Source organism: Vibrio coralliirubri, assembly GCF_024347375.1.
Taxonomy (GTDB): domain Bacteria; phylum Pseudomonadota; class Gammaproteobacteria; order Enterobacterales; family Vibrionaceae; genus Vibrio; species Vibrio coralliirubri.
The window spans coordinates 1-16311 of the sequence record NZ_AP025470.1 but is presented as its reverse complement, the minus strand read 5'-3'; the positions used below and the strand labels follow the sequence as shown (position 1 = coordinate 16311).

The 16311-nt window shown below is 46.2% G+C and carries 12 protein-coding genes and 1 riboswitch; of the genes, 5 read left to right on the top strand and 7 right to left on the bottom strand.

The annotated features are described in order from the left end of the window. Window positions 1–19: 19 nt before the first annotated feature. A complete protein-coding gene (locus OCV20_RS00060; protein ID WP_017058818.1) occupies window positions 20–274 on the bottom strand; it encodes a hypothetical protein in 255 nt (84 codons plus the stop codon). 151 nt (window positions 275–425) lie between these two features. Next, complete coding sequence (locus tag OCV20_RS00055) at window positions 426–980, bottom strand: TMEM165/GDT1 family protein (RefSeq protein ID WP_086775430.1); 555 nt, start codon at window positions 978–980, stop codon at window positions 426–428. Between the two features lie 34 nt (window positions 981–1014). Further along, a riboswitch (yybP-ykoY riboswitch) is annotated at window positions 1015–1190 on the bottom strand. Between the two features lie 209 nt (window positions 1191–1399). On the opposite strand from OCV20_RS00055, the gene glyQ reads away from it, so the two are divergent. The 4 genes from glyQ (at window position 1400) to OCV20_RS00035 (ending at window position 8189) form a co-directional block, all read left to right on the top strand. Continuing rightward, window positions 1400–2314: a glycine--tRNA ligase subunit alpha gene (glyQ, locus tag OCV20_RS00050; RefSeq protein ID WP_017632669.1), complete on the top strand. Its 915-nt coding sequence runs from the start codon at window positions 1400–1402 to the stop codon at window positions 2312–2314. Between the two features lie 2 nt (window positions 2315–2316). Further along, the gene (gene glyS, locus OCV20_RS00045) at window positions 2317–4383 is read left to right on the top strand and encodes a glycine--tRNA ligase subunit beta (protein ID WP_050052763.1); all 2067 of its coding nucleotides are present in this window, start codon (window positions 2317–2319) and stop codon (window positions 4381–4383) included. A 214-nt stretch (window positions 4384–4597) separates the two neighbouring features. Continuing rightward, a complete protein-coding gene (locus OCV20_RS00040) occupies window positions 4598–6685 on the top strand; it encodes an alpha-amylase (protein ID WP_086775431.1) in 2088 nt (695 codons plus the stop codon). A 253-nt stretch (window positions 6686–6938) separates the two neighbouring features. Then, window positions 6939–8189: a valine--pyruvate transaminase gene (locus tag OCV20_RS00035; RefSeq protein WP_048611244.1), complete on the top strand. Its 1251-nt coding sequence runs from the start codon at window positions 6939–6941 to the stop codon at window positions 8187–8189. A gap of 106 nt (window positions 8190–8295) precedes the next feature. Here OCV20_RS00035 and OCV20_RS00030 read toward each other — a convergent pair whose 3' ends face one another. Further along, window positions 8296–8730, bottom strand: coding sequence for an Hsp20 family protein (locus tag OCV20_RS00030; protein ID WP_009848140.1), 435 nt, complete (start codon window positions 8728–8730; stop codon window positions 8296–8298). A gap of 422 nt (window positions 8731–9152) precedes the next feature. Between OCV20_RS00030 and OCV20_RS00025 the strand changes: the two genes are divergently transcribed. Then, entirely contained in the window at window positions 9153–10079 is a 927-nt protein-coding gene (locus OCV20_RS00025; protein WP_086775432.1) for a patatin-like phospholipase family protein, read from the top strand. Window positions 10080–10139: 60 nt separating this feature from the next. Here the strand turns inward: OCV20_RS00025 and gyrB are convergent, their stop codons facing one another. From gyrB to dnaA, 4 genes are all read right to left on the bottom strand, one after another. After that, window positions 10140–12557 carry a DNA topoisomerase (ATP-hydrolyzing) subunit B gene (gene gyrB / locus OCV20_RS00020; RefSeq protein WP_048611241.1) on the bottom strand — a complete coding sequence of 806 codons (2418 nt, stop codon included), beginning with the start codon at window positions 12555–12557 and terminating at the stop codon, window positions 10140–10142. A gap of 17 nt (window positions 12558–12574) precedes the next feature. Further along, window positions 12575–13654: a DNA replication/repair protein RecF gene (gene recF, locus OCV20_RS00015; protein ID WP_019825571.1), complete on the bottom strand. Its 1080-nt coding sequence runs from the start codon at window positions 13652–13654 to the stop codon at window positions 12575–12577. Window positions 13655–13707: 53 nt separating this feature from the next. Further along, a complete protein-coding gene (gene dnaN, locus OCV20_RS00010) occupies window positions 13708–14808 on the bottom strand; it encodes a DNA polymerase III subunit beta (protein WP_017058809.1) in 1101 nt (366 codons plus the stop codon). 81 nt (window positions 14809–14889) lie between these two features. Continuing rightward, the gene (dnaA, locus tag OCV20_RS00005; RefSeq protein WP_019825569.1) at window positions 14890–16311 is read right to left on the bottom strand and encodes a chromosomal replication initiator protein DnaA; all 1422 of its coding nucleotides are present in this window, start codon (window positions 16309–16311) and stop codon (window positions 14890–14892) included.

Genomic DNA, 16311 nt, shown 5'->3' with positions numbered 1-16311 from the left:
AGTACGAGCGGCTTTTTGTTTATTCGCTTCTAGACTTGTTTTGCAGATGCTCGAGCTGATGCTGAATTTCTCGGATATCTTTGCGCATCGGAATAATATGCGCGACCCGAATCCAAGCCTCTACCGCAAGTGCAGTCATGATGATGGCACCCGCGACCATTGGCAGCCACATGTCCGTCAACACCATGCCTAATAGTGTAAGTGCAAGACCAAAGGTAAAAAGATAACTTTGGCTTTGTGGAGTAATACCCATATAACGCGTCAACATAATCATGCCCTCGTGTTCTTAACTCACAAGATTAAAATATCATGACAAGTATGACAGTTATATGTCCATTCGCTCGATAAACCCCACAATACTGTAAGAGTATGACCTACAACACATTACTCTACTGATTGAGTATAATAAGACTCAATACGAGCTGTTAATAGAAAGCCGCAGCGATAGCTAAACCCACGAATAACAAGGCTGTGATCTTACGAATCAGATCAAGAGGCATCTTATCCGCAGAGAGCTTACCGATGATCACCACAGGCACATTCGCCAGCAGCATACCGATCGTAGTACCCAGAATCACCCACGTTAATGCATCAGAGTATTGAGCCCCTAGAATAGAGGTCGCAATCTGGGTTTTATCACCGATCTCAGCAATGAAGAAGGCGATGAAACTGGCGACAAACGGGCCTCGGTTTGAGATCTGCTCATCGTCATCCAACTTATCCGGAATCAGAATCCAGCCCGCCATAGCGATGAAACTGACCACCAGCACCCACTTTAATACTTCAGGTGAAAGATACTCGGCGACCACAACCCCGAGCCATGCAGCAAGGGCATGATTGGCAATGGTGGCAAAGAAGATAGCCGCAATGATAGGTATCGGTTTTCGATATCGACTGGCTAATAAAAGGGATAGCAACTGGGTCTTATCACCGATCTCGGCTAAGGCGACAGTTGTAATTGAAATTGCTAAAACGCTCACGACATGCTCATTTGGGATGGAGATTATTATATTTAACCAAAGACAAACCTCGCGCCCCATCCCGGTTCACGATGCTTGTCTAAGGTCTTGCTAAGCGCCACCAAGGTGGTGGTTGCCTCGAACGCCATGATGATTTTGCATCAATTATGTTGACGAACGAACTCATTCAATAGGATATGAATAAGTAAGCTACTCCCCAAAGACCGCGAGATTTTAATCACCCACGCTTTCAAACACAAGTGTCAAACTTATCAAAATATCTACTTGTACCGAAAAACAAACATTAAAGGCAAAAAAATCCACTAAACGACATTTTAGACCACTAATTAAACAAGATTACCCCTACTCGCTTTACGAATATCTCGGTATACTCAGAGGTTATTTTCTCATTCATTTAAAAGAATCGCGCGAACCTGACTATGCAAAAATACGATATCAAAACCTTCCAGGGAATGATCCTCGCGCTGCAGGATTACTGGGCTCAAAACGGTTGTACCATTGTTCAACCTCTAGATATGGAAGTAGGTGCAGGCACCTCTCACCCTATGACATGTCTACGAGCACTTGGCCCAGAGCCAATGTCTACAGCTTACGTTCAACCTTCTCGTCGTCCGACCGATGGCCGTTACGGTGAAAACCCTAACCGCCTGCAGCACTACTACCAATTCCAAGTAGCGCTAAAACCATCGCCAGACAATATCCAAGAGTTGTACCTAGGCTCCCTAGAGGTTCTTGGTGTTGACCCACTTGTTCACGACATTCGCTTCGTTGAAGATAACTGGGAAAACCCAACACTAGGCGCATGGGGCCTTGGTTGGGAAGTATGGCTAAACGGCATGGAAGTAACTCAGTTTACTTACTTCCAACAGGTTGGCGGCCTAGAGTGTAAGCCTGTAACTGGCGAGATCACTTACGGTATCGAGCGTCTAGCAATGTACATCCAGGAAGTAGATTCTGTTTACGACCTAGTTTGGAACGTAGCACCAGACGGTTCTAACGTGACTTACGGTGACATCTTCCACCAAAACGAAGTTGAGCAATCAACGTACAACTTCGAGCACGCAGACGTAGATTTCCTATTCACTTTCTTCGACCAGTGCGAGAAAGAGTGTAAAGAGCTACTTGAGCTTGAGAAGCCACTGCCGCTTCCAGCTTACGAGCGCATTCTAAAAGCAGGCCACGCATTCAACATCCTTGATGCGCGCAAAGCTATCTCTGTAACAGAGCGTCAACGTTACATCCTTCGTATCCGCAACCTGACTAAATCAGTTGCTGAGGCGTACTACGCGTCACGTGAAGCGCTTGGCTTCCCAATGTGTAAGAAGGACAAATAATCATGGCGAAGAATTTTCTAATTGAACTGGGTACGGAAGAGCTTCCACCAACAGCACTTCGTTCTCTAGCAGAAGCATTTGCTTCTAACTTTGAAGCGGGCCTTAAAACGGCTGAGCTTTCTCACGAAGGCATCAAGTGGTACGCAGCACCTCGTCGTCTAGCACTTAAAGTAACTGCACTGGCTGAAGGCCAAGCAGACAAAGTGGTTGAGAAACGTGGTCCTGCTGTTTCTGTGGCATTCGATGCTGAAGGCAACGCGACCAAAGCAGCACAAGGTTGGGCTCGTGGTAACGGTATTACTGTTGAGCAAGCTGACCGTCTAAAAACAGACAAAGGCGAGTGGCTTCTTTTCAAACAAGAAGTAGCTGGCAAACCAGTTCAAGAATTGGTGATGGACATCGCTGCGAAAGCACTGGCTGGCCTACCCATTCCTAAAGCAATGCGCTGGGGTAACTCAGACATTCAATTTATCCGTCCAGTAAAAACACTGACAGTACTACTAGGTGATGAGCTTGTTGAAGGCGAAATCCTAGGCGTAGCATCTGCTCGTACTATCCGTGGCCACCGTTTCATGGGCGAACAAGAGTTCACAATCGACTCTGCTGACCAATACCCTGCGATCCTAGAAGAGCGCGGTAAAGTAATGGCAGATTACGAAGCGCGTAAAGCGATCATCCTTGCTGATTCGCAAAAAGCGGCAGCTGCGGTTGGCGGTACAGCTGACCTAGAAGATGACCTTGTTGAAGAAGTAACGTCTCTGGTTGAATGGCCAGTAGTACTTACAGCTAAGTTCGAAGAAGAGTTCCTGAAAGTCCCTTCTGAAGCTTTGGTTTACACCATGAAAGGTGACCAAAAGTACTTCCCTGTTTACGATGATAACAAGAAACTACTACCAAACTTCATCTTCGTATCAAACATCGAGTCTAAAGAGCCTCGTCACGTTATCGAAGGTAACGAGAAAGTGGTACGCCCACGTCTTGCTGATGCTGAATTCTTCTTCAACACAGACCGTAAGCGCCCGCTTATCGACCGTCTTGCTGAACTAGACCAAGCTATCTTCCAGAAGCAATTGGGTACTATCAAAGACAAAACAGACCGCATCACAGAGCTTGCAGGCTACATTGCTGAGCAAATCGATGCTGACGTTGAAAAGTCTAAGCGTGCTGGCCTACTGGCTAAGTGTGACCTAATGACATCAATGGTATTCGAATTTACGGATACTCAAGGTGTGATGGGCATGCACTACGCAACACATGATGGTGAAGACGAGCAGGTTGCACTGGCACTTTACGAGCAGTACATGCCTCGTTTCGCGGGTGACGATCTACCAAGCACTGGTATCTCTTCAGCAGTAGCAATGGCAGACAAGCTAGACACTATCGTTGGTATCTTCGGTATTGGCCAAGCACCAAAAGGTTCTGACCCATTCGCGCTACGTCGTGCATCACTAGGTGTGCTTCGTATCATCGTTGAAAACGGCTACAACCTAGACCTAACCGATCTGATCGGTAAAGCGAAAGAGCTACTAGGCGACAAGCTAACTAACGAAAACGTAGAAGCTGACGTTATCGACTTCATGCTAGGTCGTTTCCGCGCATGGTACCAAGATGCTGGTTTCAGCGTTGATATCATCCAAGCGGTACTAGCACGTCGTCCAACTAAGCCAGCTGACTTTGACCAACGTGTTAAAGCGGTTTCTCACTTCCGTGAACTGGAAGCAGCAGAAGCACTAGCAGCAGCGAACAAGCGTGTAGGTAACATCCTTGCTAAATTCGATGGCGAGCTACCAGCTGAAATCGATCTTGCTCTTCTTCAAGAAGATGCAGAGAAAGCGCTGGCTGAAAACGTTGAAGTAATGACAGAAGCACTAGAACCAGCATTCGCAACAGGCAACTACCAAGAAGCCCTAAGCAAGCTTGCTGATCTACGTGAACCTGTTGATGCATTCTTCGATAACGTAATGGTTATGGCTGATGACGAAGCGCTTAAGAAGAACCGTCTAACGCTACTGAACAACCTACGTAACCTGTTCCTACAGATTGCTGACATCTCTCTACTGCAAAAATAAGCACAAGTGAGACAGTTACTCTAAGTCATACTCTAAGTCATACTCTGAGTAATTAACGGTAAACCCCCAAAGGGAAGCGAAAGCTTCCCTTTTTGTTTTTGTGAACCAAGCATTTGTTTGTAGAGGTATTATTGATTAACTGAATGAAACAGCACTCAGACTGTAGAGGGTATTGTTTGCTATAACTGACCTGTTTATTCAGGGGAAGGGAACAATGAAAAAAACAGTACTCGCGCTTTCAATGCTCGCACTCAGCGCATGCAGCCAAACCAGTGACAACAACCTATTACTAACGATTGATAACGACACTGTCGTATTCGAATCATCCGGTAAAGGCACCGTGATTGCAGAACAGGAACTCGCGAAAGGTAGCTATACCTTCTCTATCAGCGATACTCAAAATACCTGTGGCACTAACTATGCGCTGGCCGAAGAGAGTCGCATCAAGTTCAATAAACCCCTTCGCCTAGACGACTGTGCCGAGAAATCTGAGATCGCCATAAAAGTCTTTCGCGCTAACACTTATCAATTCACGCTCAACCCACAGACCAATGAACTCACGGTTCAGATAAAGCCGAAGCAGCAACAAGTTCAAAGCTTTGCCTGTCCTGTACCCAGTGACCAACCAACCACCATCGATGTTACTCAAACCTTTGATGATGGCACCGTGGTAAGAGACGCTCTTTCAGGCAAACAAGTCACAGTAACGAATGGCAGCGTCACCATGCAGCCTGCAGAAAACAGCCAAGGTGTTCTGCTGCTTGAGAAAGTAGAACCAGAAACCAAAGCTGACTTTAGTTGGGATAACGCCACGGTTTACTTCGTAATGACTGACCGTTTCCACAATGGTAATCCTGACAACGACAACAGTTACGGTCGCAGCCAAGATGGACAAGACGAAATCGGCACCTTCCACGGTGGTGACTTGGCAGGCTTAACCGAAAAGCTCGATTACATAGAATCACTCGGTGCTAATGCTATTTGGATAACATCTCCGTTAGAGCAAATCCACGGCTGGGTTGGCGGTGGTGATCGCGGTGACTTCAAACATTACGGCTACCACGGTTACTACCATCAAGATTGGACTAAGCTCGATGACAACATGGGCACCGAAGACGAGCTGAAAACCTTCATCGATACCGCGCACAGCAAAGGCATTCGCGTTGTTTGGGATGTAGTAATGAACCACACCGGCTATGCGACGCTTGCCGACATGCAAGAGTTTGATTTTGGTAAGCTCAACCTAACGGACGAAGAAGCCAAACAAACACTTGGCGAAAACTGGACAGACTGGCAGCCCGCTAAAGGTCAAAATTGGCACTACTTCAACAACTACATCTCTTACAGCGACAAAGAAGCGTGGGAAAAGTGGTGGGGCAAAGCTTGGCTGCGCAGCGATATCGGCGCCTATGACTCTCCGGGCTACAATAACCTCACCATGTCTTTGGCGCACCTACCCGATTTTAAAACAGAATCGACCGAGACAACCGGACTGCCTAACTTCTATCGCAATAAATCCACCAGCGCGACCGATGAACTCAAAACACCTCGTGACCATTTAATCACTTGGTTATCGGATTGGGTACGCGAATATGGTGTCGATGGTTTCAGGGTCGATACCGCTAAACACGTTGAACTCGAAGCATGGGCAGAGCTTAAAGAGAACACTAACCAGGCACTTGCCGAGTGGAAGCAGAACAACCCAGACAAGGCCTTGGATGACTTACCTTTCTGGATGACTGGCGAAGTATGGGCACACAGCGTGGTCAAATCAGATTACTTCGCGAATGGCTTTGATTCGATTATCAACTTTGAATTCCAGAGCGATATCGCACCTAAGGCGCTTAAATGCCTATCCGATCTAGATGCTGATTACCTTCGTTATGCAGAGAAGATCAACAACGACAGCGAATTCAATGTACTGAGTTACCTATCGTCTCACGATACCTCACTATTCTGGACACAACACGGTAGCGACTTTGCGAAACAGACCAAGGCAGCAAACGCATTAATGCTAGCTCCCGGTGCGGTACAGATCTATTACGGCGATGAAATCGCCCGAGACTTTGGCCCAACGGGTTCTGATCCAATGCAAGGCACACGCTCAGACATGCCTTGGGATCAAATCACTGGCGAACGTGCAGAGCTGCTAGAACACTGGCAAGCGCTTGGCCAATTCCGCCAACGCCACCCAGCGGTAGCCCAAGGTAAGCACATCATCCGTAACAGCAAGGGCTACTATGCGTTCGAACGCCAATACCAAGATGACAAGGTATTAGTCGTTTATACCGGTTCGAACTAAACCTTCATTAACATAAACACCAGAAACTAAAGGGGAAGCTTAGGCTTCTCCTTTTTTATTGTTAAAGGTGCGTTCAATAAGCAAGCTGTTACTCATTAACCAAACTTTATAGAAGTTTTTTACGTGTTAGAGCATTTGGCGCTATGCGTCGCAAAAACATTGCGGTATGTTCAAGGAATACACTGATGGCAGACATAAGGTCTGCCTTAATTACACGTAACAAGCAATCACAATGAATTAGGTAAAATTAGTAATGCAGTTCTCTAAGTTTGGCGAAAAGTTTAATCGATACTCTGGAATCACTCGTTTAATGGATGATTTGAATGATGGCCTGCGCACTCCTGGCGCTATCATGCTCGGTGGTGGCAACCCAGCCGCTATCCCAGCCATGCTCGATTACTTTAACCAAGCCAGTGCCGACATGCTCGCCAGTGGAGAACTCATCGCCGCCCTCGCCAACTACGATGGTCCGCAGGGTAAAGACAGCTTCATCAAGTCGTTAGCAGCAATGCTGAAAGAGACCTATGGTTGGGACATCAGCGAGAAGAACATCAGCCTGACTAATGGCAGTCAAAGTGGCTTCTTCTACCTATTCAACCTGCTAGCAGGCCAACAGCCTGACGGTTCGCACAAGAAAATCCTACTGCCGATCGCACCGGAATACATCGGCTACGGCGACGCGGGTATTGATGACGATATCTTTATCTCTTACCACCCAGAGATCGAGCTGCTAGAAAACCGCCAGTTCAAATACCACGTCGATTTTGAACAACTAAAGGTTGATGACTCAGTAGCGGCTATCTGTGCATCTCGTCCAACCAACCCAACGGGTAACGTACTGACCGACGAAGAAGTACGTAAATTGGATAAACTGGCGCGTGAAAACAACATCCCACTGCTGATCGACAATGCTTACGGCCTGCCGTTTCCAAACATCATCTTTGAAGATGTCGAACCGTTCTGGAATGAAAATACGATTCTGTGCATGAGCCTTTCTAAGCTTGGTTTGCCAGGTGTGCGTTGCGGTATCGTGATTGCGAGTGAAGAAGTAACACAAGCATTGACCAACATGAATGGCATCATCAGCTTAGCGCCAAACAGTGTCGGCCCTGCGATTGCCAATCACATGATTGAAAAAGGCGATTTACTGCGCTTGAGCAGTGAGGTGATCAAGCCTTTCTACAAAGACAAATCGCTACGTGCAGTTGAACTGTTACAAGACGCTATCGACGACCCTCGCTTCCGTATTCACAAACCTGAAGGCGCTATCTTCTTATGGCTATGGTTTGATGAGCTACCGATCACCACAATGGAACTGTACGACCGCCTTAAAGCTCGCGGCGTATTGATTGTTCCGGGTGAATACTTCTTTATCGGTCAAGAAGACGAGTGGGATCATGCTCACCAGTGCTTGCGTATGAACTACGTGCAAGATGATGAGGCGATGCAGAAAGGCATTGCTATCATTGCTGAAGAAGTGAAAAAGGCTTACTCAGAGCAGTAATAAGAGCTTTTAGCTTACCGTAGGTCAAATACAAAAAGAGCACCTCATGAGGTGCTCTTTCACTTTTACTTCCCGATATTTTTTAGCTCTAAGGAGCTAACAGTAATTAACCTTCTAGTAGGCTATTACCATTGATAGCAATCTTACGTGGTTGCATCGCTTCTGGGATTTCGCGTTCTAGGTCGATGTGAAGAAGACCGTTTTCCATGCTTGCACCTACCACTTTTACGTAGTCAGCCAGTTGGAATTTACGCTCGAAATCGCGCTCTGCGATACCTTGGTATACGAAGGTTTTCTCTGCTTCTGCTTTACGCTCACCTTTCACAATTAGCATGTTCTCTTTCTGAGTCAGATCTAATTGGTCATCAGCAAAACCAGCGACTGCCATAGTAATACGGTAGTTGTTCTCGTCTTTTTGCTCGATGTTGTATGGAGGGTAACCGCCAGAAGAGTTCTTCGATGTGTTCGCTTCCATCATGTTGAATAGACGATCGAAGCCGATTGCGTTGCGGTAAAGTGGAGTGAAATCTACAGTTCTCATAATGCTATCCTTTTAGTAAGCAATAGTCTTAGCTGCGAATTTTACTTGGATCGAACCTGTGTGTGATCCAGTAAACAGCTAAGAGATTCAATTCGCATTCCTCGGGTTTCGCCTCTATTGGCGACAACGCTGGGACATGGCAATGAATCAATTTTTAAGTTGTGTGCTGCCAAAGTTATCCTCTATTGAGCGATACTTCGTTAGCGTAAATGAAGGTTCTGTTTCTTCTCTTTTGAGCAAGACAGTCATCCTCTTCATAAATAGATATGTGGTGCCACAAAGCGCTTTTCAAGCAGCTTGATTCAACTTTTTAGTTAAGAAAAACCAAACGCTATATAAATATTACTTAATTTTAATTAACCACCATTGGTCATATCCTAATCAGGTTGAATCCTTTTTTATCGCTTTTGGTGGCAATTCTAATGTCTTCTACACATATATCTTACGCACTCCACTCTTACGATGCCTTGGCGCACCTAGATATCCACATAGATAAGGTGGCTCTGGTAACGGAAGGCGGCGGCCAGCGCGGAATTTTTACAGCGGGCGTGTTAGATGCTTTTCTCGAACAAGGCTTTAATCCGTTTTCATTGATGATTGGCACATCCGCGGGCTCTCTTAACCTAGCATCCTATATATGCGGGCAACATCGCCATGCTTATCGTGTCATCACAGAAGCAACAGCCAGCCCTGAATTCTTCGATACCTATAAGTTCTTACTACAAAAGAAAGGATTAGACCTAGACTGGTTGCTTGAGCAAACCGAAACAAGCTTGCCGCTCAACTGGCAGTCAGGTCATGACAATATGAAGAGTTGTCAGGTGCTTGCCTGTGCATCCCACGCGACTCGTCACGAGCCAGCCTATTTTGACTTAGATTCACACGCTTGGCAGGACGCTCTCAAAGCCTCATGTGCGGTTCCCTTTATCAGCCCAAAGGCAATTCAAGCGAATGATGAAGAGTGGCTTGATGGTGGCATTGCCGCCCCGATCCCAGCACAAGAAGCCTATAAACGGGGTTATAAACATATTGTGGTGATTCGGACAGTACCTATCTCAACGTCTTTTGATCACCGCTGGATGTGCAAATACAGTAAGTTGTTAGGGAAAACAAAAGCTAAAGCAATGGTAGATCTGTTACTCAAGCACGAAGCCCATTACCGTACGACTCAAGACTTTTTGAGTAACCCGCCAGAAGACGCGACCATCTATGAGATTCATCCAGACAAAGCGCTGCACTCTACATTGCTGGGAAGCCCACAGCATGCACTTGAACATGACTACGAGGTAGGACTTTTATCCGGGAAGTACTTCCTCGCCACGGCAGGTCGTCATATCGAACAGACATAAAAAAGCACCGCCAATGGGCAGTGCTTTTATGGTTTTAAGTTTCTTTATTGCTAAAGAAATCTATACATCAAGGTTAGCAACCTTCAATGCGTTCTCTTCGATGAAGTTACGACGAGGTTCAACTTGGTCACCCATTAGCGTCGTAAACAACAGATCAGCACCAACAGCATCTTCAATGGTTACTTGCATCATACGGCGAGTTTCAGGATCCATTGTGGTTTCCCAAAGTTGATCAGGGTTCATCTCACCTAGACCTTTGTATCGCTGTAGGCTTAGACCACGACGAGACTCTTTCACTAACCAGTTTAGAGCATCAACGAAGCTAGAAACTTCCTGAGTACGCTCACCACGCTTAATGTAAGCGCCTTCTTCAATCAAGCCATCAAGAGCTTCAGAAAGGTCCGCTAGCTTACCAAACTCTTTAGAGTTAATAAGATCGATGCTCAGTACGTGCTCATGAGTCACACCATGAGTACGAACCACAATCTTAGGAACGCTTAAGCCTAGCTCTTCGTGTTTTTCAACTTCAAGGCTGTATTGGCTCGCACCTACTTCTTTCGCGTTTAGCTGCTCAACAAGCTGCTTACCCCAAGCTTCAACTGCCGCGTCATCATGACACTGTTCAGCCGTTAGACGAGGAACGTAAATCAGTTCGTGAACCAATGCGCGTGGGTAACGGCGGCTCATACGATCAACAAGCTTGATGCCTGCATTGTATTGCTGAACAAGCTTCTCTAAACCTTCACCTGCAAATGCTGGCGCTTCAGGGTTTACGTGCAGTTCTGCATTGTCTAAAGCCAAAGATACTTGATACTGGTTCATCGCATCTTCATCTTTAATGTACTGCTCTTGTTTACCTTTCTTCACTTTGTAAAGTGGCGGTTGAGCAATGTAGATGTAGCCGCGTTCAATCAGCTCTGGCATTTGACGGTAGAAGAACGTCAGTAGCAGGGTACGGATGTGAGAACCATCGACATCGGCATCGGTCATGATGATGATGTTGTGGTAACGCAGTTTATCTGGGTTGTATTCGTCACGGCCAATACCACAACCAAGAGCTGTGATTAGCGTTGCGACTTCTTGAGAAGACAGCATTTTATCGAAACGTGCTTTCTCTACGTTAAGGATTTTACCTTTCAGCGGTAGGATTGCTTGGTTCTTACGGTTACGCCCCTGCTTAGCTGAACCGCCAGCAGAGTCTCCTTCCACAATATATAGTTCAGACAGTGCAGGATCTTTTTCCTGACAGTCAGCAAGCTTACCTGGAAGACCCGCTAAATCTAATGCGCCTTTACGACGAGTCATTTCACGAGCTTTACGCGCTGCATCACGAGCACGTGCTGCATCAATAATTTTAGAACAAACTGTTTTCGCTTCACCTGGGTTCTCAATAAGGAACTCAGACAACTTCTCACCCATTGTAGATTCAACGGCAGACTTCACTTCTGAAGAAACCAGCTTATCTTTAGTTTGGCTTGAGAACTTAGGATCAGGTACTTTAACAGAAACAATCGCCGTCAGACCTTCACGAGCATCATCACCAGAGGTTGCAGTCTTCGCTTTCTTAGAAAAGCCTTCCTTGTCCATGAAGCTGTTCAGTGTACGCGTTAGCGCCGCACGGAAACCTGCTAAGTGAGCACCACCATCGCGTTGAGGGATGTTGTTGGTGAAACAGTAGATGTTTTCTTGGTAGCCATCATTCCACTGCATCGCAACTTCAACGGTAATACCGTCTTCACGCTCAGAGTTAAAGTGGAAGATTTTTTGGATGATTGGCGTTTTATTCGTATTAAGGTGTTCAACAAACGCTTGGATACCGCCTTCGTATTCGAAGTGATCCATTTTGTCTTCTTCGCGCTCGTCAATTAGCTTAATTGACACACCTGAGTTCAAGAATGATAGCTCACGTAGACGCTTAGCTAAAATGTCGTAATGGAACTCGATGTTAGTGAAGGTTTCTTCACTCGGCCAGAAACGAATCTCTGTACCTGTTTTATCCGTGTCACCGATAACCGCTAGTGGCGCTTGAGGCTCACCGTGGCTGTAGGTTTGAGTGTGGATTTTGCCACCGCGATGGATAGTAAGAGTAACTTGCTTAGAAAGTGCGTTAACTACTGAAACACCAACACCGTGCAGACCACCAGATACCTTGTACGAGTTATCATCGAACTTACCACCAGCGTGAAGAACCGTCATGATTACTTCTGCTGCTGATACGTTTTCTTCTGGGTGCAATTCTGTTGGAATACCACGGCCGTCATCGCTCACAGACACTGAACTATCTTCATGGATAGTTACAATGATGTCATTACAGTGACCAGCTAGCGCTTCATCAATAGAGTTATCTACCACCTCAAAAACCATGTGGTGCAGACCGGTACCATCATCCGTGTCGCCAATGTACATTCCAGGACGCTTACGTACCGCATCCAGACCCTTCAGTACTTTAATACTCGATGAATCGTAATTATCTGACATAGTTACTCTCTGACTAATTATCCTTGCTCTATTTTGCCATGTTCCACATGAAACATCCTGCTATTTTCGTCATGCATATCTGCAATCTGATCAGCGGTAATAGAGCTTACAAAAACTTGAGCCTGGGTCGCCTTTAAACACTCAGCAAGACGTGCTCGGCGTTGGCTATCTAATTCGGAAGCGAAGTCATCTATCAAATAGATGCACTGCTTACCTGTCATTTGAGTGAGGTGTTGCCCTTGTGCTACTCGTAGCGCGCACACCATCAACTTCAATTGACCTCGTGACAAGACATCTTCCACTGGAGTGCCGTTCACTTTTATCTTCAGATCCGCTTTGTTTGGCCCACTAAAGGTGTAACCAAGCTGCTGATCCCTTTCAAAATTCTTTTCTAATATCTCGGCGTACGGGGTGTCTTTGTCCCAGCCACGATAGTAGTTAATCTTTATCTCAAACTCAGGAAGGAAGGTCGCACAGATTTCTTCGGCGACTTCTTTGAGCTGATCAACGTAGGTGGCACGCCACTGACTGATGCTTTCTGCTAAACGGGCCAATTCTTGGTCCCAATAGCTCAGCTCTCGATAGTGGGTTGCCGTTTTCAATAAGGCGTTTCGCTGCTTATTGAGGCGCTTTACCCTGCCCCACGCATCATAAAAGCCCGACTCACTGTGGAAGACTCCCCAATCAATGAATGCTCGGCGATGCTTAGGTCCATCGGTTAGTAAATCAAACCCTTCGGGGTGAATCAACTGCAAAGGTAAGACTTGAGCTAACTGAGCCAATTTTTGCCCAGTTTGACCGCTTATTTTAACCTCTGTGGTGCCATCGCGCTGCTTATTAATGCCAATTGGCAGCTCAAATTGATCCGAGGTCATAAAACGGCCATGGACAAACAGTTCGCTACACTCATTTTGAATGATACGACCGGTTAAGGAGCTTTTGAACGAGCGACCATGTCCGAGCAGATACACCGCTTCAAGGACACTGGTTTTGCCGCTTCCGTTAGCCCCTATAAGAAAGTTAAAGCCTGATGACGGTTGAATGTCACAGGCTTCAATATTTCTAAACTGCTTAACGATTAAGCGCGATAAAGGCATAACGTCTTCATATTAATCTTCAATCACGACTCGGTAGGTCAACATAGGGCAGCTTATAAGCGAATTGGCATAACAACGTACATCGCGCTGTCATCCTGTGCGTTCTCGATAAGAGCACTCGCATTGGCGTCTGACATTGAGATACGAACCTGTTCACAACGCAGTGTGTTCAGAACGTCCAATACGTAGCTTACGTTGAAGCCAATCTCTAACGCATCACCGTCGAAGTTAACATCGAGTACTTCTTCTGCTTCTTCTTGCTCTGGGTTGTTCGCGGTAATACGCATCTCGCTATCCGCAAGGTTAACGCGAACACCACGGAATTTTTCGTTCGACAGAATCGCGGCACGAGAAAATGCTGAACGTAATTCATCACAGCCAGCTTCAAGTGTCTTGGTGGTATTTTGCGGCATTACGCGGCGATAATCAGGGAAACGACCATCAACTAGCTTAGAAGTGAAGACATAGTTGTTCACTTCAGCACGCACGTTAGAGTTACCAATTTGCAGTGTTACTGGCTGTTCAGGTGCATCCAATAGCTTCACTAGCTCTTGAACACCTTTACGAGGAACAATGATCTGCTTCTGAGCAAAATCCGCACCCAGTTGTGCTTGAGATACTGCCATACGGTGACCATCGGTCGCCACGCTGCGCAGGATAGAGCCTTCAATCTCAAACAACATACCGTTGAGGTAGTAACGAACATCTTGGTTCGCCATTGAGAATTGTGTTTTCTCGATAAGACCGCGAAGTTCAGCTTGTGTCACTGACACTTCAACTTCACTGCTCCAGTCTTCAATATTTGGAAAATCTGCCGCAGGTAATGTTGCTAATGAGAAGCGGCTACGACCAGAGCGAACCTGAATACGGTCACCATCCAATACCACAGTGATCACTGAGTTATCTGGCAATCCACGGCAGATATCTAGGAATTTACGTGAAGGTACGGTAATGCTGCCCGCTTCGAAATCACCTTCAAGCGTTACACGGCTGATCAGTTCAACTTCTAGATCCGTCGCTGTCATCGACAACACGTTATCTTCTACTTTAATCAGTAGGTTTCCTAGAATTGGAAGCGTTGGCCTGCCACCGAGTGCGCCAGATACTTGTTGTAATGGCTTAATCAGGTGACTACGTTCAATGGTAAATTTCATATCTTGCTCTTACGGTCTAAATGGCACTGCGTAATAGTACGTGGCCAAGATTCTGCTTATTAAGGTTAAGAATACTGTGTATTAAGAAGAAAGGGTACGAATCAAGTTCGAATAATCTTCTTTAATGTCGTGGCTCTCTTCACGCAGCTGAGCAATCTTACGACAAGCATGCAGTACCGTCGTGTGGTCACGACCACCGAATGCATCGCCAATCTCAGGCAAGCTGTGGTTTGTTAGCTCTTTCGCCAGTGCCATCGCCAATTGACGTGGACGAGCAACAGAACGAGAACGACGCTTAGACAATAGATCAGCAACTTTGATTTTGTAGTACTCGGCTACTGTCTTTTGAATGTTATCAATAGTGACCAGTTTTTCTTGCAGTGCAAGTAGGTCACGCAGTGCTTCACGCACGAAGTCGATCGTGATCGGGCGGCCAGTGAAGTTTGCATTCGCAATAACACGGTTCAATGCGCCTTCCAGCTCACGAACATTAGAGCGTAGACGCTTCGCAATAAAGAACGCTACTTCATCCGCAAGGTGAATTTGGTGGTCTTCTGCTTTCTTCATTAAGATCGCAACACGCGTCTCAAGCTCTGGTGGCTCAATCGCAACCGTCAAACCCCAGCCGAAGCGAGATTTAAGACGATCCTCTACCCCGTTGATCTCTTTGGGATAACGGTCAGACGTTAGGATGATCTGTTGGTTGCCTTCAAGCAGCGCGTTAAAGGTATGGAAGAACTCTTCTTGAGAACGCTCTTTATTAGCAAAGAATTGGATGTCATCGATAAGCAATGCATCAACACTACGGTAGTAGCGCTTAAATTCTTCGATCGCGTTGTTTTGCAGGGCCTTTACCATATCCTGAACAAAACGCTCTGAGTGCATGTAAACCACTTTCGCATTCGGCTTATTATCAACAATGGCGTTACCCACCGCATGCAACAAGTGTGTTTTACCTAAACCAGTGCCGCCGTATAGGAACAACGGGTTGTAGGCTGTACCTGGGTTATCAGAAACCTGACGTGCCGCAGCCAAACCCAGTTGGTTCGACTTACCTTCAACAAAGTTATTGAACTTATGTTTTGGGTTCACGTTTGAGCGGTGATTCAAGTCAACCGCGACAGGCTCTTCATCACGCCAGATATTATGGACAGGCTTACGAGCTTGTAATTGCGCAGGTGCTGATGACTCAGCGGCCACATCAGCTGCAGTACGAGTCTGAGTTGGTGCCGGTGTCGCTGGCTTTGGTGCAATCACACGCTTGCTTCCCACTTCAAAATGAAGATGTGGGATATCGTTACCGCAATATTCTTGCAGCAGACGGTTAATGCTATTTAGATACTTATCACGAACCCAATCGAGTACGAAACGGTTCGGTGCAAATAGAGTTAGAGTATTGTCATTGAGTTCCGCTTGTAACGGACGAACCCACATACTGAATTCTGTAGCTGGTAACTCTTCTTGAAGCTGTTGCAAACACTGCAACCAAAGCGAAGATGACAC